General features: G+C 58.0%; 19 protein-coding genes and 1 pseudogene. 17 read left to right on the top strand and 3 right to left on the bottom strand.

Annotated features, from left to right (window positions below; all coding sequences use genetic code 11):
* Window positions 1–112: 112 nt before the first annotated feature.
* Window positions 113–3,991, bottom strand: coding sequence for an NACHT domain-containing NTPase (locus tag CQ020_RS05745; RefSeq protein WP_146116628.1), 3,879 nt, complete (start codon window positions 3,989–3,991; stop codon window positions 113–115).
* 606 nt (window positions 3,992–4,597) lie between these two features.
* Here CQ020_RS05745 and CQ020_RS05750 point away from each other — a divergent pair.
* The 11 genes from CQ020_RS05750 to CQ020_RS05795 all read left to right on the top strand — a co-directional run bounded on the left by CQ020_RS05750 (window position 4,598) and on the right by CQ020_RS05795 (window position 17,707).
* Window positions 4,598–7,231, top strand: coding sequence for a DUF3696 domain-containing protein (locus tag CQ020_RS05750; RefSeq protein WP_105690943.1), 2,634 nt, complete (start codon window positions 4,598–4,600; stop codon window positions 7,229–7,231).
* Window positions 7,231–8,310: a hypothetical protein gene (locus CQ020_RS23990; RefSeq protein ID WP_146116629.1), complete on the top strand. Its 1,080-nt coding sequence runs from the start codon at window positions 7,231–7,233 to the stop codon at window positions 8,308–8,310. Before CQ020_RS05750 ends, CQ020_RS23990 begins: the two co-directional genes overlap by 1 nt.
* Before the next feature lie 259 nt (window positions 8,311–8,569).
* Window positions 8,570–8,857: a hypothetical protein gene (locus CQ020_RS05755; RefSeq protein WP_146116630.1), complete on the top strand. Its 288-nt coding sequence runs from the start codon at window positions 8,570–8,572 to the stop codon at window positions 8,855–8,857.
* 12 nt (window positions 8,858–8,869) lie between these two features.
* Entirely contained in the window at window positions 8,870–10,288 is a 1,419-nt protein-coding gene (locus CQ020_RS05760; protein ID WP_105690945.1) for a type IV secretion system protein, read from the top strand.
* Window positions 10,281–11,771, top strand: coding sequence for an SCO6880 family protein (locus CQ020_RS05765; RefSeq protein ID WP_105690946.1), 1,491 nt, complete (start codon window positions 10,281–10,283; stop codon window positions 11,769–11,771). Before CQ020_RS05760 ends, CQ020_RS05765 begins: the two co-directional genes overlap by 8 nt.
* A complete protein-coding gene (locus CQ020_RS05770) occupies window positions 11,768–13,228 on the top strand; it encodes an ATP-binding protein (protein ID WP_105690947.1) in 1,461 nt (486 codons plus the stop codon). The genes CQ020_RS05765 and CQ020_RS05770 overlap by 4 nt, the downstream gene beginning before the upstream one ends.
* A gap of 62 nt (window positions 13,229–13,290) precedes the next feature.
* Window positions 13,291–15,027 carry a type IV secretory system conjugative DNA transfer family protein gene (locus CQ020_RS05775; RefSeq protein WP_105690948.1) on the top strand — a complete coding sequence of 579 codons (1,737 nt, stop codon included), beginning with the start codon at window positions 13,291–13,293 and terminating at the stop codon, window positions 15,025–15,027.
* Window positions 15,024–15,524, top strand: a complete 501-nt coding sequence (locus CQ020_RS05780; protein ID WP_105690949.1) for a hypothetical protein — start codon at window positions 15,024–15,026, stop codon at window positions 15,522–15,524. Before CQ020_RS05775 ends, CQ020_RS05780 begins: the two co-directional genes overlap by 4 nt.
* Before the next feature lie 84 nt (window positions 15,525–15,608).
* Complete coding sequence (locus CQ020_RS05785) at window positions 15,609–16,766, top strand: ImmA/IrrE family metallo-endopeptidase (protein WP_181151770.1); 1,158 nt, start codon at window positions 15,609–15,611, stop codon at window positions 16,764–16,766.
* A 52-nt stretch (window positions 16,767–16,818) separates the two neighbouring features.
* Window positions 16,819–17,325 (top strand): single-stranded DNA-binding protein, encoded by a 507-nt coding sequence (locus CQ020_RS05790; protein WP_105690951.1) that lies wholly within the window; start codon window positions 16,819–16,821, stop codon window positions 17,323–17,325.
* Window positions 17,326–17,425: 100 nt separating this feature from the next.
* Window positions 17,426–17,707 carry a hypothetical protein gene (locus tag CQ020_RS05795; protein ID WP_181151771.1) on the top strand — a complete coding sequence of 94 codons (282 nt, stop codon included), beginning with the start codon at window positions 17,426–17,428 and terminating at the stop codon, window positions 17,705–17,707.
* 293 nt (window positions 17,708–18,000) lie between these two features.
* Here the strand turns inward: CQ020_RS05795 and CQ020_RS05800 are convergent, their stop codons facing one another.
* Window positions 18,001–18,675, bottom strand: coding sequence for an IMP cyclohydrolase (locus CQ020_RS05800; RefSeq protein ID WP_105690952.1), 675 nt, complete (start codon window positions 18,673–18,675; stop codon window positions 18,001–18,003).
* A gap of 60 nt (window positions 18,676–18,735) precedes the next feature.
* On the opposite strand from CQ020_RS05800, the pseudogene CQ020_RS24725 reads away from it, so the two are divergent.
* The 6 genes and pseudogenes from CQ020_RS24725 to CQ020_RS05825 form a co-directional block, all read left to right on the top strand.
* Window positions 18,736–18,987, top strand: a pseudogene (locus CQ020_RS24725) (site-specific integrase); the annotation flags it as partial.
* A gap of 81 nt (window positions 18,988–19,068) precedes the next feature.
* Window positions 19,069–19,899: a tyrosine-type recombinase/integrase gene (locus CQ020_RS05805; protein ID WP_374955185.1), complete on the top strand. Its 831-nt coding sequence runs from the start codon at window positions 19,069–19,071 to the stop codon at window positions 19,897–19,899.
* On the top strand, window positions 19,896–21,557 hold the full coding sequence (locus CQ020_RS05810) for a hypothetical protein (RefSeq protein WP_105690954.1): 1,662 nt from the start codon (window positions 19,896–19,898) through the stop codon (window positions 21,555–21,557). Before CQ020_RS05805 ends, CQ020_RS05810 begins: the two co-directional genes overlap by 4 nt.
* Window positions 21,533–21,826, top strand: coding sequence for a hypothetical protein (locus tag CQ020_RS05815; RefSeq protein WP_105690955.1), 294 nt, complete (start codon window positions 21,533–21,535; stop codon window positions 21,824–21,826). The genes CQ020_RS05810 and CQ020_RS05815 overlap by 25 nt, the downstream gene beginning before the upstream one ends.
* Before the next feature lie 21 nt (window positions 21,827–21,847).
* The gene (locus CQ020_RS05820) at window positions 21,848–22,378 is read left to right on the top strand and encodes a tyrosine-type recombinase/integrase (protein WP_258141736.1); all 531 of its coding nucleotides are present in this window, start codon (window positions 21,848–21,850) and stop codon (window positions 22,376–22,378) included.
* A gap of 126 nt (window positions 22,379–22,504) precedes the next feature.
* A complete protein-coding gene (locus CQ020_RS05825; protein WP_105690957.1) occupies window positions 22,505–22,723 on the top strand; it encodes a hypothetical protein in 219 nt (72 codons plus the stop codon).
* 779 nt (window positions 22,724–23,502) lie between these two features.
* Here the strand turns inward: CQ020_RS05825 and CQ020_RS05835 are convergent.
* Window positions 23,503–24,429 (bottom strand): LysR family transcriptional regulator, encoded by a 927-nt coding sequence (locus CQ020_RS05835; protein WP_105690959.1) that lies wholly within the window; start codon window positions 24,427–24,429, stop codon window positions 23,503–23,505.
* Window positions 24,430–24,556 lie beyond the last annotated feature (127 nt).

Raw genomic sequence — 24,556 nt, forward strand, 5'->3', positions numbered from 1 at the left:
GCCTACGCGTTCGTTCTGAGTAGAAATTTGGCCGCCTCAATGTTCCGCCCGAGTGACAGAGGCATCTAGTCAGGGCGCACTTCAGAGGAAAGATCTGATGGTCGAATCAAGTTCAAGGCAAAGACAGACAGCTCGCCTGTCGGGGACGAGTTAGAGATGCGTCGATGACAACAACTTCTACGCGACGACCCGCTTGCATCTGTAGCACGGACTTCTCCTGAAGAACGGACAGCAGGGCTTCGCGGCTTCCGAACGCTGCGGCCTTCCGTCGCCGGTGGTCCTGATTCGTCCAACTTTCGAGACCGAACCAAACTGCAATGTAGATGCCGTAATTTGTGTTCAGGTCGGCCATGTACCGGTCAACTAGTTGGCTCTGGAGGGAGTCTTCTATCTGAGGGTTCCAGCAACCTTTTACTTCCGCAACGATAGTGAACAAATTGGGAGTGTTTGACTCGGTCACGTCAACTGCATCTACACGTATATCTGTGCGCTCGCCGACACCAGTGTTGACCCTTCGAACCTGAACCTCACGGTTCACAACAGCACCGCGAGCGAGGAGCACGCTGAGTAGTTCAGTTCTGAGGTAGTCTGACACGTCGTCTTCTGACTTCGGCCTCTTCGAATAGGTGTCCCAGAGCAATGGCGACGACGGAGTGTCCCCCTGCAGTCTGTCCTGAATCGTTTGCAGAGCCTCCAAACAGGCCGCAAACAACTCGGCTTCAGAACGAACAAGTCTTGACCCGTTGCCTGCGGCCAATTGGTCAATCTGTGCCGGTTTCAGCGGCCCCCAGCTTCGGTCCAGATAAGCCTGCTCGGCACGGACTAGTGCATATCTAAGAGCTGGTAGTTCCGGGTGAGCAGTTGCGATGCGCTGAACACTAGACACTGAGTCTGCGCTTCCTCGCATCACGAGGGCATCGAGCACGCTCTCACGCCAAGTCGCCACTGTTTCCATGGGACCAACCAAGCCGTTTCCTTGGTTCCACGAATCCGATTCTGGTGGAAAGTTATTGACTAGCCACTCGTAGAGAGCGACCATTTCGGCATCGCCAAGGTGGGGAGCTTTGCGTCTGCCTGTCGGGCTCATTGCAAGAAGGACTTCTTTGAAGAAGTCCGGAACGTTTTGCATAAGTTCAGAAATTATTGGCCAGGAGACGGCGGCATCAGCGAATAGCAACCGTAGCCCCGCTTCGCGGGCGCGTTCAGGGTTCTCGGCGCGCTGTTCTGGCAGCAGCCACTGGACCAGTAGCGGAAAAACCAAGTCAGAATGGTTGATCAGCAAAGCATCAACTAGATCTGTAAGTGGACTAGTTGGAACTTCCGTCGTCTCGAGCGTGTTTATGAGGGCCGCCGCCAATTCATTGCTGAGGAGAAGTCTCATCTCTTCTCTGAGGAAGATGCTCGAGCCTTCTGTGATTGCAACGTTGACTAGCTGTAGCAGCGTTTGGGTGAGCTCTGCCCGGGCGTTGGGCAACGCGAACCCCATGATCACTCGCTTGTCTTCGTCGCCTTCAGCATCGGCCATCGGCCCCCAATCTAGAATGATTGGAGCCCATTCTCGCCACACGTACGGATCTAGCTCCGAAAGCAGTTGCGGCATCTTCCGTAGTAGAAGTATCAAGCTGCAGTAGCCAGCTGTCGCCGGGTAGTACCGGAGCCTCTTTCCGACCCAATCATTCGATGAGCACTGGCCATGTCGAACGTAAATGGCTGCCGCCGCGACAATTTCCGCCTGTGTTCCGGAGTCAAGAGCTTGCCAGCGAGGGTGCTTGGTCAGATCGGGTTGATGCTCGTTCCGATAGTGATCGTCTTCTGGTGGGACTGTGAGGTAACGCGTTAACTTCCAAAACGCGGTTGTATCACCAGCCCTTGCCAGGGGGATCAGCTTCGAAATTTCTGATTGTACTTGCGCATCAGCTGCATCGATCTTCTGCTTTCGCTCTGCTCGCTTTTTCTCAAGCTTTCTTGTGAGCCGAAGGATTTCCCGCTCGGCATCGGCCTTTGGGGAATCGAGTTCAACCGGCTCTCGCCACGCGGCAAAGACCTGGGCCACGGGATGTTCGCCCGGCAGATCAAGCACCCGATCCACCTGTGCGCGGTCCGCGGAGTTGACTACGAGTTGCAAGGCCCTCCCGAGATTTTCCCTAAGCGCCCCGGTCGAGACTACGTACTTATCCATCAACCAATCAAAGTCTTCAGCAGAGAGCAGAACAGGTCCGTTGATTCCCAATCTGTCGGTTATTGCGGCAGGAATGGTCGGATCGTCATCGTCCAACACCGAGAGGACGAGTGAGAGGCGAGTCGCGCGTGGCAACTCCAAGTGTTCTATGTCACTCTCCCTGAATAGGGGCTCAAATTCTCGTGCTCGATGTCTGACCACGAGCGTTGCCGCCGCGAGAGCGGAGCTTTGATCTAACTGCAACAAACACATAGCAAGAATTGCTTCGACAACTGGTGCAAACGCTGAGTCTCCAATTACGTGGGGTTTCGAAAGCAGCCAATCGCAAGCTATTTGCAAATCGATTGAGCTAAGAGAGTGTGCGATCTCAGTGATGGCCACGGCATACATGCCAAAGGACTTCTTCGTGTACTGCAAGTCAAGAATCCCGAAAACCTCTGCGGTGCTCACCGCGTGGGGCCAGGAAGTCATCAGGGCCGCAGCTAGCAGCTCCTGAGTTTGGCTAGGATCGCGCTCGCCCTTGAGGGGTGCCCTTAGGATGGGCAGAAGCATGTTGGTGCGGGCTTCCTTGCACAAATCATGGATCGCCCAAGCCGCTGGCACGCGAAGAGTCAGCTCGGCATCTTCATTGAGCGCAATTGCTTCCAACTCTGGCAAGGATGCTCGGAGCCTACATTGGCGGGCGACCTCAATTGCCAAACGGCGTAGATCATGCGAGTCCGATAAGAATGCTTCTCGAATTTGGTGAGTTAGTTTCGGATGGTCTAGCCCGGAGAGGTCGCGTTGATAATCATACTGAATTCGGCCAGATCGAGCTTCTACTAGGAGTGCTGCGACGACGCGCTCTTTAAGAGAGTCCTCCGACACTCTGACATTCAATAGAAATGCTTCGGGATCTGCTTCGATTAGCCACGCATATTCCGCGGATGTTGCAACGAGCCATGCCGCCAGCTGCCTGACCTGCGTATGGATTCTTCCAGAAGGTGACCTTAAGAGCGAGGTAATCTGTGAATGGTTGAGCTTAGAACTTGATATCCATTGTGCAGCCAAATAGTCCGCAAAGGTCGCATGAGCCCACGTTAGACGACCGCTGCCGCCCCCTGTGAAAATGCCGGACTGAAGGGCATCATGATTGACCTCAGCGGAGAATTTAGTCTTTGTAGTTTCGGGATGGAATAGCTCCGCAGTGCACTCCTCCACCGTTAGGTCCTCAACTTCTGCCTCACTTGCAGGGCCTAGCCAGAAGCTCGGTCGACCTCCGAAAATAGACAAGGCCGCTAAGCGACTCGCAGCTTCGTAGCGAGAGGTGCCGTTGTAAAGCGATCCGCCGAAGGAATCACGTCGACCATGATTCCTTTCTTCGCACAAAGCAAGCAGACCGCTTCTGTAGAGCTCGGTCGGTTTGATGGCCAGGCTACCCTCCTTCTTGAACGTAGTCGCAAGCAGCCTGAGCGTAAGGGGCCGAGAAGCAAGCGGCACCGCATGAGCATTTTCAATTGCCGACAGAAATGTTTCAGAGTCGACACCGTATGAGTTGGCCAAACCGGCAGCATCAAGCCTGCGCAAGGGAAGCAGCTCGTAAGGCACGACGCCCGGATAGTGCTTTCTCAGGCGCTGCTCTAGGGAGATCGGCCACTCCGCTGTTCTGCTGACTATTCTTAAAATAAGTCGAGAGCAATCCCAAGAGTCCAGATATTCAGCAATGAGTAGATGAAGAGCCTCGATGCGGGTGTGTGCTTCGTCGAAACTGTCCAACGTTAGACAGAGCATGTGGTCGCCATCCAACCAGGCTGTTATCTCTTTGCCTTCCAATACCTTGCGTACCAGCCGATCTTCACTTGAATAGGAAGCTAGGTCGACCCTGAGTGCATGGGAGGCTCCTCGAGTCACTAGTGGCGAGTCCTTTGATATCGCAGTCGACTTGCCAATGCCGGGCTCACCCAGCAAGATCAGACACCGGTTCCCCGCCAGATCTTCGGTTGCGAGCATGTCAGAGTTCGTAGTGATATAAGGGCCGTCGCGTCGCTCCAAGAGCCAGCCCGACCTATCCGTCGAGTAGGCGCGGTTCGTGGGCAGCCAGAAGCGTTCAATGCGAGCTGTGGGTGCGTCGACGCTACCTGGAACCATAGGTTCATCCTAGGCGGACTATTCCGCACCGCCACCGCGCGAACATTGATCCTGCGATGGTCCGGTCAAACACGCCACCTGGTGGATGACGTTGGTGTGTTTGCAAGCTTTTGACTGTCTAAGGGCAAAAGGGTCGGTGCGATCCTTTAAAGCCCTCCAGGCACAAACATAATCTGTGGCAGGGAATGGTGGCTGTCGTACGTCTAGAAGTGCGCACCATAGAATACTGGGCTAGGGAGTCCGGTGGGGGCTCGTCATCGTAGGTCCGTCGAAGCAGAGAAGAAAGATCATATGAAGCCAGGTATAGCCGAAGTAAAGAGAGGTCAAAGTCTGCTTCGACATAGCCGGCATCTTGGGCTCGAATCGGGGGCAGATCTCGCCCTTTCCCTGATTTTTCTGCGGTGGGAGCTAGCTGCCAAGCCTGGTGAGTGGGGCCAGTTGATGCAATACCTAGACACAGGAACTTCGCCCCAAACGCTGAGCGAAGTCGATCTGAATGGACGGTTTCGCGAGCAGCTGGGATCTGCTCTTGACGCTAGAAACCTTTCCGACATGTACCACGTATTTGACTACCTAGCGTATGAAATACCCCAGTCCGAGGAACTTCGTGTGGAACTGCATGCGTTGTTCGAAACGGTTCTGGCTTTGAAAGCGGAATCCGTAAGTAGGGCTGGCCAGGAATTCTCGACGCAAAGGGACGCAGCTGCTCTGATGGCCCGGCTCGTTGCGGGTGCAGAATCAGTTCTTGATCCTGCGTGCGGGGAGGCATCGGTTCTAACCCAAGCTGTGGCAAATGGCGTTACGCGAGTGCACGGTGTCGAAATCGAGCCAAGTGTCGCCCGACTGGCCATGATGCGCCTAGCCTTGGCGGGCGGCAAGGCGAGAATAGAAGTCCGTGACTCATTCCAAGATGGGATACACGACTATGACGTCGATGCCGTCGTTCTCGAACCCCCATTTGGCGTGGATTTGGCTAGTGAATCCCGGCGACGCTCCGGGACCCCAGGTGCGGACGCATTCGGGCCCCCATCCGAGCAGTCTTGGATGCATAGGGCTCTCCACTCGTTTACTCGCCCGGGGATAGCAGTTGTTCTGATGCCAATCTCAAGTACGTATGGCAAGCAGGGAGAATTCAATCTGAGGACTCTGCATTCTGCAGGACATGTCGTCGCTGTTATCAAGCTTCCACCAGGATTATTGCGACATACGGGTATCTCAACTTGTATCTGGGTACTTTCGAATCGGCCTACACGGGATGGCAGTGTGCTGATGATAGACACTTCGCCTGCCGCAGGAAGAGCTAACGACGGTGGAACGGTTCTGGAGGAGTCGTTTATTGCCGACGTGGCCGATTGCGTCCGCGACTGGCGAATATCAGGTGCAACACCGCAGTTACCGGAATACGTAGCCAAAGTCGCTGTAGAACGTGATATCCGTGCGGCAAAGCTCCTTGAGCCGTCCAGCTTTCTCAGTTCTCCACCGACGGACGAGGAGTTACGCCCCCAGGCACCGGTGCACCTCCTCTCTGAAGTTCGACTGAAGAACTACAAATCCTTCGGTCCATCCCAATCGGTGCCCCTCGCACCGTTAACCCTCATTTATGGAAAAAATTCTTCCGGTAAATCGTCAATAATTCAATCACTGCTTTTGCTAAAGCAGTCGCAGTCGGGTAGTCAGCTTGTTACTCAAGGTGCATGGACAGATGCGGGTAGTTTTGCTACGGCGGTTCACCGCCACGACACGATGAGGTCTATTGACATTGGGGTATCCTTTGGAAGCCCTCCAGGGGCGGTTCCGCCGCCTCTCGCCGCTTCTAGCGCTCTATTGCGAAGGGTTGACTTTTCATTCGTCGAGGATGAAATCAGCCATGATCTCGGCTGCATTACCGGTGTCGGATTTGGGAGACACTATGCCGCCTTTTCTTCTACAGGTGACCACACATCAAAGGATCAGGGCTTTAGCCTCCGACTCGACGGCCTCACGGCATTACTCGAGGCTGCGGCCGAGCCCGGAGTGCACTACCCTCCAACCAAAAAACCCATAACCAAAGCAAGCCTATCGGTGGTCAATCTGGCATTGAAGCGGAATAGGAAGAGCTCAGTATTAGTGAGGGGAAGGGGCATATTTCCTACTGGCGAAATGCTTACCGTCCTTGATCATCCAGAAAGCCGACTGCAAGGTATTGCTAAGACCTACGTTCAACGAGGGCTAACCCTAACATCATCGGTAACAGATGAGCTCAGTCATATCCTTGAGAATATGTCATACCTTGGGCCTTTGCGGCAGCCACCCATGCGGTATTATGCAAGGTCGACGGCACTTAAGCAGGCTACCGAACTGAATGTTGCTATAACTTTGTTTGATAATATTTCCGAGCAAAAGCACATCTCTTATTGGCTAAAGCGCCTTGGGATTCAGTATGAACTTGACGTGATCGCAGTGAGTTCTGGTGCCAGTCGTGAGATTGTTGGAGACCTAGTTGCTATCTCACTTACCGACATTAGATCAGGCGTCCGATCGAGCCCTGCCGACGTGGGATTCGGTATCAGTCAGGTGCTGCCGATTCTGGTTGAACTTTCAGCTCGTCAACAAAGCATTGTTTGCATCGAGCAGCCAGAAATCCATCTTCACCCCGCGCTACAAGCTGAGATAGCAGATGTCCTGATTGAGTCCGCGGACCCTGCGGGACGAGGCAACCAAGTCATAGTTGAAACCCACAGTGAGCACCTCATCTTGAGAATCCAAAGGAGGGTCAGGGAGGGCTCGCTGGATCCAAACCAGGTCGCTGTAGTCTATGTGGATCAGACTCCGAGTGGCGAGGCGACAGTCCAACGACTCAGGATTGATTCCAACGGAGACTTCCTTGATGAGTGGCCAAACGGTTTCTTTGATGATCGCCTTGAAGAAATATTTGGCGGCATGTAGTGATAACAAGATTGGGAATTTGCGGCTCTGCTGTTGAAGAGATTTCAGTTCAAGCAGGAGGCCCCTATGCAAACATCATCCACAAAGCGCTAGCGGAATTTTTGGCCGCTCACGGCCATCTAGTTATGGGCAACTCTAGGGAAATGCTAGAGCTGGTGAGAGTTGCCAACAGATCTCCGTTGGTTGATCAACGCGCACGTCAAATTTGGAGTATCCTGATACAGGAGATGCGCAAGCAGCGGCGTATTCAGGTTCTAGAACCCGGCTCTGATCATACCTTGAGTGAAATTAGTACCGCTGTTCAATTAGCTAACAGTTGGCCCGATCAAGAAGCACCAGAAATTGCCATGATTCCCAGCGCAATTATTCGTCTTCTTTTTCCTGCTGAGGAAAGTGGAATTACTGATCCGGGCACTGGTGTGTTACTCACGAGTCCGGCGGAATTCCTAGAAAGTGAGCCAGTCCAACGCTTGAAGACCCTGCGCCATGATTCTAGGCTCTCCTTCGGGGAAACGCGGATTTCTTTTTGGCAGCGAGTTCTGAAGCCATTAGTAGCATCGTCACGTGAGATTAATATCTATGATCGCTATCTCTTTTCGGAGCTAATGCGACGGAGTCAGTTGCCTCCGAGTCCCACACAGGCCCCTGAGGCATTGGTGTGGCTATTGAGACAGTTGGATGCCGAGGCTCCAGACGGTCTTGTCGTGCGATTGTTTGGTGGGACCGCAGCGCCGCCTCAATACGGTAGTGCTCAGCATCCCGATTCAGCCGAGTGTGCGCACCGAATTTTAGTAAATTCCTGGGTTCGCTCGACGCATGGCGCAGTAGCGCGTGTGGAAATTCTGGCCGGTGACTGGAAGCAGAGGGGGGTGCTGATGCCGCACGACAGACATATTAGGTTTAGTGAGAGTCGTGCGATCTCAATCCCAGCGGGTTTGGACCGCCTCAAAGCCCCTACTGTTACGGAGACAGCGGGAATGGCCTGGCGGTATCACTGGACATCTTCGACGGTCGCGCCGTTTGTCGCGAGCGAAAAGGAACTCGAAGCAGGTTCCCTTACGAACCAGGTTGTCTTGTAGGCAATGTCTTTGCGTGGAGAGGCTGGCGATCTTTCCGGCGGGTCTCTGCCGTATACATACTTCGCTCGAACCCGTCGTTGCATGTCGTAAGCGGAGCAGTCGCTTTGGGAGGCTTTACTGTGGTGACTACGGTTGCCAACGTCTGCAGCGGCTCGTCACCCTGCTACATCGGGAGTCATGTCGTACCCGCCCACCACATCCATGAAGTCGTGAGCTCAATCAGCTCATTCCATTGGAAGACGACTGGATGGAGCACCAGATGGAACTGGCAGCGGTGGATCCTGGGATCACACCAAACGCGAACTTTCCTTTTCTTGAGTCACTCAAGCAGATTGGCGGCGGCATCCTCGTCGGCGCTTTCATCGTCATAGCGATCGTGGCGATCATTGGAGCTGCGATGTTGTTGGCCGGCAAGTTGAGCCAATCGTCGCGGCTTGCCTCAGGGGGCGGGGTGATCCTGCTGTGGACGGGCCCAGTTGCAGCAATCCTTGGCGGCATCAACGGCTACATATTGTGGTCGCAGACGGCATTTCCGTTGGGCTTCTAGCCGCCCGCGATCATGCCTATCGAGTGTGACCTCAATGGTTGGTGGCCGCCGGGCTGCGGACTGGTTTCCCAAGCCAACGACGGCGTCCAAGGTCAAATTACTTCAATCTTCGCCAACGTCCTTCAGAACATCGCGTCGTGGATGTGGGGGTTCATCACTGGTGCTTTCAGCGTTTCCGAAGTCGACGATTCGCAGTGGGCTGCCATCGGCGGACTGACCAATTGGTGGGTCATTGTGATGATGACTCCGCTGGTGGTTGTGATGATCCTTCAACTCCTCTCCGGACTGATTAGCCAGCAGCCTCGCCGACTGATTAGAGCGTTGGTCGGGGGAGCAGCCGCGGTGCCTTTGGTTGCCGCGGCGGTCTACCTTGTCCAACAGCTCACGCGAGTAACGGACTCTGCGTCGACCGCTCTCCTGGAGTCGATCGGGACCGACCCGTACGTCGTGTTCATGCGGCTCTTCGGCTTCGAACGAGCTCCCGAAGGCTCTGAGCGCGAATGGAACGTCATCTCCCTGGCGCCCGGCAACCAAGGCGGAGCCGTCGGCGGCGCGATAGTGACAGTAATGGCAGTCATCGTCGTGTGGATCCTGGCGTTCATCCTCATGTGCTCCATGATCTTCAGAACGTTCGCCCTCGCCGTCCTCGCGGCTGTCGCACCGGTCGCCCTCATGATGATGCCCTGGGAGAAGTCAAAGGCCTGGGCCGGGCGGTGGTGCGAAGTCGTCGTGGCGCTCTTGCTGGCGAAACCTCTGGCCGCGACGGTTCTTGCAGCGGCGATCAAACTATTCGCGGACTCGACGTCCTTTGCAGGGCTGGCCGCCGGCACTGTCGGAATGGTTCTGGCCTGCGGTGCACCATTGATGGCGCTGAGGCTGGTGAGCTTTGCGGGTGGCGAACTGGCAGCTGCGGCTCAAACCGCTGGCGGCGGCCACGTTCTTGCTCGCAGCAGCAGCGTTGCCTCCAGGCAGTTCAGCCGGCAACTCGGTGGCCGCATGACGATTGCATCAATGCTGGGGAGATCGTCACTGGCTCGACCAATTCCCTCAAGTCGCAGAGACACCCCCACGCGCACGCTGGCACCTTCGCTGCCCCTGCCGCGTAGCCTGACGAGCACGACGCCGATACTCACCTCAGGTGAAAACGCTTCGGCATCGTATGGAGCAAACTCTGCCCGCGGAGTCGCCGCCAGGCAGGACGACGTGGTGAGTGGAGAAGTCGTCACCGAGCAGAGCAAACAAGCTTCGTCTGCGACGCCCTCGCCGATAGCCCGGAACCCGGCCGCCGGACCGCCAAAGTCAAACCACACCAGCACCATTCGGCTGCCCGACGTGCGAAGTCCCGGCAGCACGCTGCCCGCGTCCCAATTGCCGCCCATCAGGCCCAAGGCTTCTGAGGGGCATTTCCCTCCGGAGAAACCCCATGACTGAAGATTCCCGGGCCCTTGAGGCCGTCAAATTTCCCCGATACGAGCGCCGCGGCATTTTTATGGGGTTTAAATGGTACCAGCTTGTGTTGCTGGCCCTCGGCATCCTGACGGCGATTATCGCCTCTGCAACGGGAGGCCCGGTCGGACTGACGACGATGAGTCCCATCTGGCTGCTGCTCATGCTCTTGGGGGTGCTCCAACACGCTCGTATCCCGTATCCCATATGGGTCAGCCTCATCACGCTGTTCTTCGTTCGAGTGATCCTGGGGCAAACCCGATACCTCGCCCGCCCTGAGAAGGCATTGAAAGCAGGGAAGCTTGCGCTGCCAGGTGGACTCGGCAGTCTCAAGCTTCAGATGACCCGACGTGGAGAGTGCTTCATCGTCGACCCTCAGGGTAAGGAAGCGACAGTCGTCTTGCGTTGTACCACCAGGTCCTTCGCTCTCCTCGACGACGATGACAAAGCGTGGGCTGCCCAGGCATGGTCACGGGTACAAGCCGGGCTCGCGCAACGATCGGACATAGCAAGAATCGCCGTTCAGGATTACACGGTTCCGTACCCTTCGTCGGCACTCCAAGACTTCTACGACCACACCATCGTGCAAATTGGCGGCCGACCCGGTGGCAAATCTTGGGGTGAGGTGGCTTACCAGGACTTGATAGCCGCAGCTGGATCCGCCATGAGTCACGACGTGTTGTTGTCCGTTGTGGTGGATACGGCCAAGTCGAGGAGGCGCATCAAGGAATCTGGCGGAGGCACAGGCGGACTGGAGCGTGTTCTGCGCTTGGAGGTGCAGGCCATCACTACATCCCTGGCAACTCATGGAGTCCGGGTGGACGAGTGGCTTTCGGAATCCCGACTACTTGAGGTATTCAGGGGTTCCTTTGATCCTGAAACGGTCTCCCGCGGGTCGGTGAAGAATGACAGTGAGCCGCAGGATTCCCAACCGAGCAAGCAACGGCGACTGAGTTCAAGTCCAATGGCCCTCGAGGAACACTGGACGTACCTCCGCACAGACTCCGGATTCCACCAGACTTTCTGGGTCGCAGAATGGCCGCGGCAAAAGGTGTATCCCGGCTTCCTGCACCCGCTGGTTTACGTCGGGGACTTCCGGCATACAGTCACGCAGGTGATTCGCGCTGTGCCGACCCTGGAGGCGCTGCGCGACATCCGATCAGCCCAGGAAGCCCACGAAACGCGCCGAAGGATCAACGCCCGCTTCGATCGACCCACCACGAGGGAGCAGCGAGCCGAGGAAGAAGAAGTATCGCAACGGGAAGAAGAGATCGTTGCCGGACATGGCGATGTACGTCCGACCGCCTTCGTGACCATTACCGCAGCGTCCTTGGAGGATCTGGCCCGACACCGCCACGAACTCGAGTCCGCAGCAGCCGGCGCGTTCGTCGAACTTCGATTGCTGGCGGGGCAGCAGTGGGCAGCCTTCATTGCCGGTGGGTTGCCTCTCGGGAGGGGATTGCGATGAGCCTCAAGAACCAAGAGGTGACCTATACGCCGTCGGGCACTCGCGCCGAACGCAAGAGTCTCAGAAAGGCGGCAACCGCTGAGTCGTTGCCGCAGCGGCGCAAACTCGGCCAGCGGATCGACGAAGCCTTGGAGCGACGCGGCGACCGCGAGCGCCTTGTCGGTGACTGGGGGAGCAGGGAACCGCAGTCACTATGGGGACCGCATAGACTGCGGCCGGCACCTCACCGCGCCTCGACAATGACCTTCGCTGCGGCCTACCCCTTCATCACGGAGTCAGGACTTGGCCACGAGGGAACCTACATAGGAACTGACGTCTTCGGTTCGGGAGCCTTTTCTTACGATCCGTGGATCCTCTACGACAAGGGAATTATCAGCGGTCCTTCGATCGTAGTGATTGGCACAGTTGGCACCGGTAAATCCATGTGTGGGAAGTCCCTGGTTGCCCGCTCCATCACGTTGGGACGGAAAGCGGCTGTGGCGTCGGATCCAAAGGGTGAATGGGTTTCAGTGGCCAATGCCGTCGGCGGCAAGGTCATTTCCGTCGGCCCAGGGCGCACGGCACGTGTCAATCCTCTGGATGCAGGTCCACGGCCGAGCTCGCTATCGGACACTCAGTGGAAGGCTGTCGTCCGGCAGCGGCGTCGGCAACTGATTGTGGCCCTGGTGTCTCTCATGCGTCAGGGCACTCCGTTGCATCCCGTTGAGCACACCGCTCTGGACATGGCGCTTATGGAAACCACCGCGGAAAACTCGACGCCGACCCTCCCTATGGTGCTGGACCACCTCCTGAGCCCTTCCGCGGAAACGCTCGCCCTTGTCGGTAAAGATGGCGGAGCATCGGTCAGTCACTCGCTGCGGCGCACAGTATCAGGCGACTTGGAGGGCATGTTCGATGCGCCGTCCACGGTGGCCTTCGACGCCGACGCGCCAATGATGGTCATGGACACTTCCGCGCTCATCGGTGCGTCCGAGCAAGCGTTGTCGCTCGCCGCGGCTTGCAGTGCCACCTGGTTGGAAGCTGCAGTGACAAACCCCGACGGCGGCAAGCGGCTTGTGGTGTACGACGAGGGTTGGCGGATGCTCGCCGATCCTTACATGTTGGCCAAGATGAGCGAGCAATGGCGTCTTGCTCGAACCTACGGGATTGCGAACCTCCTCATCATGCACAAAGTGGCTGACCTCAATGAGATTGGAGACAGCACCAGCGGTCACCGTCAGAAAGCCTTAGGGCTGCTGACGGAAGCCGACACACGCATTATCTATCGCCAGAAGCATGATGCCATGCGCCTGACCAAGGAAGCCCTGGGCCTTACTGAAGCTGAGTGCGAGCACGTTGAGAACCTTCCCAAGGGCGTTGGGCTATGGAAGGTGGGAAACCGCTCGTTCATAGTCGCGAACAGAGTGACCACGGACGAGCTAGAAGTCTTTGGCACTGACGACCGGATGCACCTGTGAGGACGAGATCGGGTAACAGTAGTCCTTTGGTCTCGGCCGGACTATGGGCGTTGACCGGATACATGGCTTTCTGCCTCTTGGTCCAAGCAGCCGCGCAGCTTGCCGGCGCCGGGCGCTGTGGCGGGAGGCCGCAGTCGTACTTCAACCCCGCTGCCGGCGTAGGTCTGATCGCCGGCCGACAGGACTGGATTCTAGGTACCTCCCGAAACTGCACCTTGGACATGGCTGCAGTCTGGTGGATTGTGGGAGTCGTCCTCACGTTGCTTGCGGCGCTCGCAGCCACCGCGGCCTTCGTATGGAGAACCTGGAAACAGTCCGGCGCATGGCTACGCCAGGACATCCTGAGCAGGGACGGCGTGGCCGGTCGGGCAGAGATACTTCGGGATTTCGGAGCCAGGGCGGTTCGCAAGCGTGGGCAATTCACTCGGCCAGGCCTCAGCAAGCCGAGCATTCACGATGTGTCATGGACACTTGGGCGTTCCCGTGGAGTGACCATCCATGTTTCCACCGAAGAGTCGATGGTCATTCAAGGGGCTCCTCGCTCGGGCAAGGGGCTATACGTGGTCATCAACGCGATTCTCGACGCGCCCGGTGCTGTTGTCACCACATCCACGCGAGCCGACAACCTGGTGGTCACTATGCGAGCGCGGATGTCTGATGGGCGGCCGGTCACAGTCTTTGATCCTCAGGGAATGTCGGGTCTGCCGTCGACTCTGCGCTGGTCACCGGTACGTGGTTGCGGTGACCCGGATATCGCAACCCGAAGGGCTCTTGTCATCACCGCAGATACAGAGATGAAGGGTGAGAATGCCGCGTGGCAAAAGCGCTCGCTGATCGTGCTGCAGTGCCTGCTCCATGCGGCTGCGCTATCCGGGGAAGGAATCGCAGCATTCCGTCGATGGTCGTCCAGTCCGGTGTTGGCCAGAGAGGCGCTGGATATTCTGGGGCGTCCCGGTGCTGCGCTGGGCTGGCAGGCAGATCTGATGGGGATCTTGGAAGACGACCCACGGAACACCTCCAACTCCTGGATTGGGGTCTCAGCCGCAGTGGCTCCACTCTCGTCTCCGAGGGTATTAGCGGCGCTGAACCCACAAGACGAAGCTCAAGAGTTTGATCCCAAAGCCTTCATCAGGCAACGGGGGACGCTCTACCTTATTGGCACACGCTCTGGGGCGGCGGCCGCTGGCCCCTACCTGTCCGCTCTAATCGACGACATCGACAACGCCGCGCGAGAGCTGGCCTTCGTCGCACCTGGAGGCCGACTCGATCCACCGCTTTCCCTCATCCTCGACGAAATAGCGAATCTGTCGCCGTGGCCCGGTCTGCCTGTGGTGCTCTCTGATGGTGGCGGTATTGGCATCTCCACTCTTGTGGTTCTGCAATCCCTTTCACAGGCACGGAGTGGATGGTCCATCGAGGAGGCAGCCACCATCTGGGATTCCGCGATCATCAAGGTGATCTTCGGCGGAGGTTCGGATGAGCGTGACCTGCGCTCGTTGGAGGGTCTGCTGGGGGAGCGGAGCCTGATCCTCAACACTCGTTCCTGGTCTTCTCAAGGACGCCAGGACGGCGAACAGATTCGAGAGAGTCCGGTGATCCGTCTGGATGAGATCCGGCGCCTTCCTGTTGGTACGGCGCTCATGCTCGGCCGACGAACTCGTCCGATCCTCTTGGACTTGCGTGACTGGCATAGACGCAAGGACGCCGCTGAGCTAGGGCGATCGAAGCTGGAGACCGAGCGAGAGCTGGCTGCTGGCCACCTGAGTCGGCAGGAAGCGAACAGCGAGGCTGATTCATGAGTACCCAGGCCGACGATTCTGACTTCGAGGTTGGGCGGGTATCAGACTTAGATGACGAACTAACCGCAGAACTGTTCCGGTCTTCATTCCAGTCGTCGCCGCACAGCGTCGGCGTGACCCATCGATGGCGGGACATGTCATCGGCGCAGGCAGAGGTGGTGTGGCAGAGCCTCTTCGACTGGGTTCGCTGGTTCGTTGCGACGTATCAGCTGACGACGTCGGTGGTACCGGACTGTTGGTGGCGGCACTCGGAGATCGTGGCCGAACTGTATGCGCTTCAGCGTGCGGAAGCGGCTTCCTTCACGTCAGATGACTCGGGATTCGGTCCGCTGGCGTTCCACGAGAGGCTGCCCCACGGCGTCGAACGTCTCCGAACCCACACGCGGACGGCCGGGTGCGTCGGGTTGCAGAGTCACAAGGAACCCGTCGTGAGGCTCGTGCCGGCAGTGCCGGACTTCGAGGACTGGAAGCTGGGCACCCACCAGGCCCGCAGCTGATTTCGTCATGCCGTTGCTACGTTCGCTCGACATGAATAGGTGATCCCTTTTTAGGGCTGTCTAGAAGCACGAAGGATGGCTGTCGTGGCCTCTGCATCTGAACTGAATCCTGACTCAAGCGGGGCTGAAGAAGCCGCCGCGCCGCCGTCGAACGTTCGCCTGTCACCTGAGGAGCGCATAGCCGACCTGACCAGGGGACTTCACACAGCCCTTGAGGAAGCCATTGAGTCGCCCATGCGCTGGCAGGTTCTACTCGACGCCTCAGCAACCCTGTGGCGCTATTCAGGAGGTAACGTCGCCCTGCTGATGATGCAGATGGCGCAGCGCGGTACCCAAGAGCCGACTCTAGTGGCGGGCTACAAAGAGTGGGCCCGGCATGGGCGAACGGTTCTACGAGGAGAGCACGCGCTCTGGGTGATCGCGCCGCGGACGGCCTCGATGCAGGAGCTGATTCTGGCCGACGGGCAGCGCAAGCTCGTGCCAGCGAATCAGACTGCACCTGATGATGCTGTCAGCAGAGGTAAGAAGAACGTGATCACAGGGTGGCGCGGGCAGGCTGTCTTCGATGTCACCCAAACGGAGGGCACGCCGCTGCTGGTGCCTCGCGCGGATGCTCAAGGTGGGGCGGACGTGGGTGATCTGTGGAGTTCCCTGCGAGACGTTGCGAAGGAACACGACTTCCGGGTTGAGGTGTCGGGATTTCAGCAGGGCTACACCAGTGGCTTTACCGACTTTGATGCCCGTCGAATTCAAGTTGGTGCCTGGATGAACGACGAGGAGCGGGTAGCGGTTCTTGCCCACGAACTCGGACACGTCCTTTTGCACGGACCAGACGACCGCTTGGGACGGCTGTATGGAAGCAGCGCCAACCATCGCGGCTTGGCGGAAGTGGAAGCCGAATCGGTTGCTTATACCGTCCTGCGGGCCCACGGCATCGATCGTGGACCGCAATCAGCGTCCTATCTTGCTGGCTGGGCAGACGCTGTGATCCGTGCGGAGAAGGACTTGAAGCACGATTCCTCGGAAGGCTGGATGCCGACGTCGCGTGTTGACATAGCCAAATCAGTGCTGGGCCGGGTGACCGCGGCAACCAAGGGGATCCTGGCAGTCTCGGATCCTCCGGGGTTCGGAGGGAAGTTCGCTACCGCCAGTGCTGACCGGTCCGTTGCGCACAATCCGACGTACGCCGGCGTCCCTGGACCGAATGCTTCATTGAACGGTCCTGAGATAGCTGGTCCCTGAAAGCGCAGATGTCCGTCGGGAGAGGCCCGTCGACTAAGGAAGGTAACCCATCATGAATACAAAGATCCCGATCACTATCGCGGGGAACCTGGTCGCAGATCCCGAACTGACCATCGGGGAATCCGGTACTCCGCACGCGAAACTCCGCGTTGCCGTGAACCAGCGGATTCAGAATCCTGACGGTACCTGGCGCGACGGCGAACCGGTCTTTCACAACGTGTCTGCGTTCCGGATGCTCGCGGAGAACGCTTCTACTTCTCTGAAGAAGGGCGACCCAGTGACTGTATCGGGGGAGCTTGAGTTCCGTTCGTACGACAAGGACGGCGAACGGCGCGAAGCCCGGCGGATCATCGCTGACACTATCGGTCCCGACCTACGCTTTGGCACGGCGACGTATCAACGCTCCGCACGGACAGTTGCCGAGCCCGAGGCGGCCGTAGAGGCTACAGGGCCACAAGCGACGACGGCGACTGGCTGGCCCGCGTACAACGTGACCACGAAGGGGCCGGTGGTGGCGTCCCCTTTAGGCGGAGCTCCGGTGAATGACATGACGGTCTGACCGGTTTTCGCGGTTTCTGGCCCACGTCTCGATTGTTGAGACGTGGGCTCCTACTTGTGCTCAGGATGCGCGTTCGAATATATGTTCTAGTCTTGTTGCTATGAGACCGAAGCAAGACTCCACCGCTTTCGCCCGGATGATGGCGCAGATTGACGCCGACAATAGCCACCCCAAGCCTGACGACGGCAAGATCACTGAGCTGGAGCCTGGAAGGCAGCCGCTGGTTCGGGTGGGGGAGATCTATGGTCGGGCCATCAAATACACGAGGACCTTTGGGCTGGTCGAGTGGGTGGACGACAGGCGCGTCTATCACGTTGAGTGGTTCCCGGCTGGGCAGGTGAGGCGCGTGGACCAAGAGTCTTGGCGGGGACGGCCGCTGTAGGAGAATGCGACGATGCTGCCTTAAGCCGGCCCTGCCTTAGACTAACGCCGCACCGATAAGGGGCTAAGTGAGTCGTGTGCATGTCCGACGAGGCTCCCCTCCCAACCTGCCATCCGGGCAAGGAAACAAACTGACTTAGAAGATCAGTCTCGTTCCTGGATTTCCCTTGAACGAGCGATTGAAGCAGCCTGCCGAAGAAGGGTGGCATTGCCGCCCGTGTGGGCCGGAAACAAGTGGTTGCTTCATTTAGCCTCTCCTGCCGCGGTTCAGTTTGAGGTTTTGATGCGCGTCTATTAGTGCTTCTTTTTCACGATTTCGGACAGGAAGCTCGCGTCTTGTAGCGGGAAGGCCCCGACAGCAACCTTCAGGTTCGGGTCGAGCACTGCCCAAAGTTCTGACACTATGGACTCCCACCCGGACTCGACCCTTACCACCACGGGGTTTCCATTTGGTTGGGGAGAGTCCAAATCGCCGACGTAGGTGGTGACGAGCTGCCCTTGCCCTGGGGCCGGGCTCTCGATGTGTAAGGTCCTGTGCTGGGTGATGCGTGGCCAGTGCGGGTCTGATACAGCGCCGGCCGTCACGAAACCTTGAGCGCCCTTGCGAGTCAAGGCCGCTGTTGCTGAGATGCGTGGGGTGTAAATCCGGGGATCGGGTTCGTAGTCGATTTTTCGATGGGCCTCTTCAAAGGTGGTGTCCGTCTGAACGTCATCCCAGATTTCTTCAACGTGGCTTCCGTTTCCCAGTATCACCGCGTGAGAGTCCCGAACGGCCGCTGTGTAGTGCCGAAGCTCGTCCGTCGGACCGCCAGTTAGATCCTGGACGACGACTGAGCTCTCGTTCAGCTGGATCCGCCGCTGTTGGGATGCAGAGCTCCTGCCTGTCAGCCAGTAGAGTCCGAACGCTACGCCTTGAACATCGAGCCCGAGGACGAGACCCCGACCTGGGTATTTACGCGCAGAACATATTGCTTGTTAACTGCACTTTGTGTTGGTCTTTTGGCCATCAATGGCAGGGAAGCTGGATCCATGACAGGTCACTTGGGTAGGGTCATCAAATCGAAATCTGGCTTGCCGTACCGTGTGATTTTCCCGGAGACGGAACACGAAGTCGCTTCGTCATTTCTGCGCGATCTGTTGGCCTCTGATTGTTCGCAGGCAACGTTGCGCAGTTACGCCTACGACTTGCTTCGTTGGTTCAGGTTTCTTCATGAAAGGTATGTGGCGTGGGAGAGGGCTGAGCGGCTGGATGTCCGGGCGCTTGTGGAGTACATGAGGTCTTCCCCGACAGCCAACGCGCTGCGCAGGGGTACTGAGAATCCTGCTGCGATGAATTCTGTGACGCGGAAACGAGGAGTTGGGATGACGTTCTCGGCGAACTCGATTAACCATCAGCTCACGGTTCTGTCGAGTTTCTACGACTTCGCCCTGGAGATGAATCTCGGGCCGTTGGTGAATCCCGTGCCCCGACGGAAAAGTGCCCGGTCACGGCCCTACTCTCATCACAATCCCATGGATCAGTTCCGCCAGTCCAGACGGGGGACCTATCGGCAGCGCGTGCCGAAGCCGGCTTGGCGTGGGATCCCTGAGGATGCTGCTGCCTCGATTTTCGGCGGGCTGAAACACCACCGTGACCGGGCTCTGCTGTCATTTTGGTTGAGCAGCGGAGTCAGGGCCGAAGAACTCCTGGGCCTGCGCCACGGTGACTATGACTTTGGTGAGCACACCTTTGTTGTAACGAGTAAAGGCACCCGGAACCGCGATGTTGTCCCTGCCAGTTCAGATTCGTTCGTGTGGCTTGCGCTGTATATGCAGGAAGGCCAGCCGGCTTCACCGGGAGAACCTGTCTGGTGGACCTTGCATCCGAAGAACCGCAGGCCACTGACCTATGGTGCTGCACGCCGGATGTTCGCCCGGGCCCAAGAAGGACTCGGCTCAAATTGGACGTTGCACGACCTGCGACACACAGCAGCTGAGCGAATGATCGCGGACCCGGCCTTCACACTGGTGGACGTTCAAACTGTGCTGAGGCACGTCAACGTAACCACCACAACGATCTACACTCAGCCACGGATGGAGGACGTGTTGCAAAAGGTTCTCGAACACTACGCCCGACCTAAACCCACATCGCCGGGCATCGAGCCCGAGTACGACAGCGCGGCTCTGCGCGAACTGCTGGGACTGGCCGAATGACCGGTTCCGGCACAGTCAAGGATTCCCGATCCCCGGCCCAAATCGCTGCCACCCAAACATACAACACTGCAAAAGGACTCCGGGTGGCCGCCGATAACCCCTTCAGGAAGGACAACCGGATACGGGCACGCCAAGCATTCGACGGCGGAACACTTGGCCCGCAGGACCAACAATGGCAATTTCGAGAGCTGCAGACACTCGCCGCCAACGACGCATTTGCCTGGGTTGTGAGCACAAGTATGAACTACGGCAAGAGCCCGGCCTTCAAGAAGAAATGCCGGCAGGCCGCCAAATCCTTACTGAACTGGCTCTTAGACTTCCCTGGTGAAACCTGGGACGAACGATGGTTCGCCTCAGGGCTGGATGAGGCGCCAAAGACTGGCCTTGACGAACTGAGCAAGCGCCTACGGCTGCGCCGACAGCTCATCAGTCTGGGCATGACAAGCCTTGTCCGAGCGCGACTCGTCCGCCCCTCCTATGAATGGTTGTTCTCAGCGCAGCAGTGGCAAAACAGCCGCGGCGCAGGCACGTTCCTCGACGTTGCCGAACCTGAGCAAACAGCCCGGATGCGGGCCCTGCCCCAGTACCGCGCCGCTCACGAACTGGTCCGCCGCAACGCTGAAAACGCCATAGCTCGAATTCTGGTGAGGACTGGAAAGAGGATCGGTCAGCTCACAGGGGAGGACATACTGGCCTATTCGCATACGGCTCGGATGAATCAGCGTCATGCCAAGGAGCACCTGGCATGGGAACTATTGGTTGCGCTCGGACCCTTGGCCGGGGAGCTACCCACCTTGCGGGCGGCTTGGCATGCCAACGTCGCCAACCGCCGTCATACCGTGGAAACCTTGGTCGGGCGGTATGGGATCCCAGAGTCAGGGGTTCGGAAATTATTGATCGACTACCTCGAAGAACTCAAACCCAACATGGACTACAGCTCCTTGGAAGGCCTTGCCTACCGGCTCGTCAGGCTGTTCTGGGCCGAAGTTCTCGCGATCAACCCCGCCCAGGAAAACCTTCGCTTGACTCCGCAGGTCGCCGCCGAGTGGCGTGAGCGTGTGAAAGTCACCTTGGAGGGGTTGCCACGACGCGAAACCGACTCAACGTACTTTGCTGTCCGGGCCCTCTATAGAGATCTTGCCGAATGGTCCCATGAGCAACCGGAACGCTGGGCGGTTTGGGTCGCTCCCATCCCACTTCCGCGGGCGGACTCAAAAGCAGCGTCTAAGCAAAGACGGCAAGTTGTGGCGCGCATGCAACAACGCACCAGGGCTCTGACACCGTTGCTGCCAGCCTTCATGCGTTCGGCCGAAGACCTCCGCGAGAAAGGCGCCAAACTGCTGGAACGCGCGCTTTCTGCGACCCACGGTGAAGTCTTTACCGTTGATGGTGTGACTTACCGCCGTCATGACCCTCCGGTGCGCACGAAAATCGACGTCAGAGTACGAACTTGGGCTGAGGTGCTTGCAGCGGATGACGAGGCCACACCTCCGGTTCCTGTCGGAAAACGTGCCGACATCACGGCGGTGGAAGCTGACGGTTTTTGGGGGTGGGCTGTGGCTGCGACGTTCAAAGAGACGGGGTGCGGATCGAAGAGTTACTCGAACTCACGCAGTTGTCCCTGCATCATTATGTGGCTCCGACCACCAACACCATAGTGCCGCTCCTGCACATCGTCCCGTCCAAGAACGACCAGGAACGCCTGATCCCTATGTCACCGGAACTCGTGAAAATCTTGGTTGAGGCTCAACGCCGAGCCCGCGGAACAAGCAAGGCGGTTCCCCTGTCCAGCCGCTACGACCCCAATGACAAGACCTTCAGTGAAATGCTGCCCCACTTATTCGCCAGACTCGTTGGACCGACCCAGAACGTCCTGTCCTATCAATATGTCCGGAGGTTGCTCGTCGACATTGCATCCCATGCCTGACTAAACGATGGCGGGTCGCCCATAACGTTCACCCCCCACGATTTCAGGCGATTGTTCGCCACCGAAATGGTCGGGTCCGGTCTGCCGCTGCACATCGTGTCAACCCTGCTAGGGCACCTCAACCTGGAAACCACCCGTGGCTATACAGCGGTCTTTCCCGAACACGTCATCCAAGCCCATCACGCCTTTATTGAACGGCGACGGCAGACGCGGCCTGGGCACGAAATCAGGCACGCCTCCGTGAACGAATGGGAAGAGTTCGAGCAACACTTCCTCCTGCGACGCGTTGCTCTGGGCACCTGTCACCGACCCTATGCCACGCCCTGCGTGCACGAACATGCCTGCGTCAAATGCCGCTTCCTGCAAGTCGATCCTGCCCAGGCCGGCCGTCTGGAGGACATGACCAACAACGCCCAAGAGCGCCTCGTCGAAGCTCGCGATCATCACTGGCTCGGGGAAGTCAGTGCGCTAGAGGAAAGCCTCGTCCACCTTCGCCGTCGCCGGGACGAGGCGAAAGCCAAAATCGCTGAAGGAAGCCAAGCCCACAGCTAGGCGCCGCATCGTCCCAGGACGGCAACTGAGAAGCGCCATCGTCCGTCCGCCGCGAGACGCAGCACATCGCCGACATAGAAGGACGAATGCCGGAGCTTACCCCTTTGCATCCATTGGACTTCGTGCGTGGCGCTGACGAATGAGCCCGGCAGGTACGTCACGATCGGCCTGTACGACGTATTTGCCTACGTCCACACGGGTTACCATGACTCCCGTTCTGTATTCCGTGGCGGCTTCGAGTACAAGCGCAACGGCATCATTGAGCGCATCGTCCAATTCCGCTGCATTGTCGACGCACACTTCAACCACCCCGGAAGGGTCGTTTGTATTGTCGCTCTGACGTAAGGGGGTTCGCCTCCCTGGCGGTCCGGAGTCCAACGCAGTTTTCATCATTTCTTACCTTCCACTCTTGTCGCTGGGACGCCCCGGGCGGCATGCATCGGCCCGAGAAGGCTCTTGCCAGATGAGGCATCTCGCGGTATGCGTGGACCGCGCTCAGTCTTTCGTTGCGGACCCAGCCCGATTTCCGTTCAGCCTGTTGCTCCCAGAACGAGTGCCTGAATAGGAGTCAAGGTCTTCAGCGATGCGGTCCCAAACCTTGAAGAGATCATCAGAATGCTCCCGACCGGGCAATTGAACGATTCTGTGCGGATCAAACTCTGGAATTCCTTCCCACCTCGCCGTCGCCGACAGCATGGAGATCCGAGGGTGGTCGTGGCGGATGTCGCTATTCACTTTGACGAGCAATCCTAGTTCGCTCGACAAGGTTTGCTGCTGTACGTTGCCGGCCCCCCGCATTCTGGAACCAGCGGCATCAGTCGAGGCAGTCGGGCCAGATGTGGCAGTCCCATTTCTGGACTACCACATCTGTCATTTCTGCTCTACGGGTGGAGGCCCGTCGCCAGGGTGCCGGTGCCGTGAGGAGGCGTTGGACTTCTGGGCTCCGGCCAGCCATCTTTCTGCCCATTTCCTTGCCGTCCAACCTGCCGATACTTTGAGATGCTGCTATCCGCTTCATTGCTGGGCCTGATCTCTGGAAAATTGACTAACGTTTGTTTGGCTAACAGACGTTAGCCTACTCTTGAAGATCCGGAAGTCAAGGCTTTCTTCAGAGGCGCCCGACGCTAGCCCAATACGCTGATCCTGCGGTCCGGGGCTACCTTGGCCAAAAGTGTCCTTTCGGTGAGTTCAGCAATTCGCCGCGCTGCAGGCGACAGATAGGAGGACTCCCGCTGGATCAGGGCCAGAGTGTCGTAAAGCGGCTCAGAAAAGGGCACGGTTTTGAGGTTTTTTGGGAACGCCGGACCCTCGGCTATTGTGCGGCACACGATGGTGTCCGCAGCCCCGGACCCGGCCAAGGCCAGGGCTGTCTCTACATGCTCGACCTCGATGGCAGGATCGATCTTTAGCCCGCGTAACTGTGCCCGCTCCTGGATCTGCTTGCGGGTCGGATCGTTCCATCCGGCGTAGGCGTCGTATAAAACAATCTTCGACTGTGAGAATTCGTCGATGGTCATTGCCCCGCGCCTCGGGCTTCGGCTAGAGGACACGTAAAGGACTTCGTCACGAAACAGGGGCTTTACGATCAGACCCTTCTCGGCGACTGGCAACACAACCAATCCCGCCTCGATCTCCCCATTCGCTACGGACTCCGCGACCAGCGAGGAGTTCAGGCCCACAAGCCGAACCTTTACTTTGGGGTACCGCTTGTGGAACCGCTGCACCAGATCTGACAGGTCATAGTAGCCGGCGTTCCGAAGAACGCCGAACGTACAGACTCCTCCCTCCAGAGAAGAGATGGAATTCAAAGCCTGCAACCCGTTGTCGAATGACGTGACGGTTTGTCGGGCATGGTCCCGCAGTTCTATCGCGGCATTCGTCGGAATCAGGCGGCGTCCGCCTCTGGTAAACAGGCTAAGCCCTATCTCCTGTTCCAAGCGGCTCATGAGCTCCGAGACCGACGCCTGGGACGTTTCCAGCAGCGCCGCAGCGGCGGTGAAGGATCCAAGATCGTAGGCAGCTAGAAATGCCCGAAGTTGAGTAAGAGTCATAAGGGAAGCCTATGACTCAGCCTTTACATATGGGGTCCGCGAGAGAAAGTTCTTGAAAAATCTCACGTCCGCTTGTAGATAGCGACTCAGCTAGCGGCAGCCAAGTGATGCCAGAATTTCGCTAGAG

The sequence above is a fragment of the Arthrobacter sp. MYb23 genome, assembly GCF_002979775.1.
In the GTDB taxonomy this organism is placed as follows: domain Bacteria; phylum Actinomycetota; class Actinomycetes; order Actinomycetales; family Micrococcaceae; genus Arthrobacter.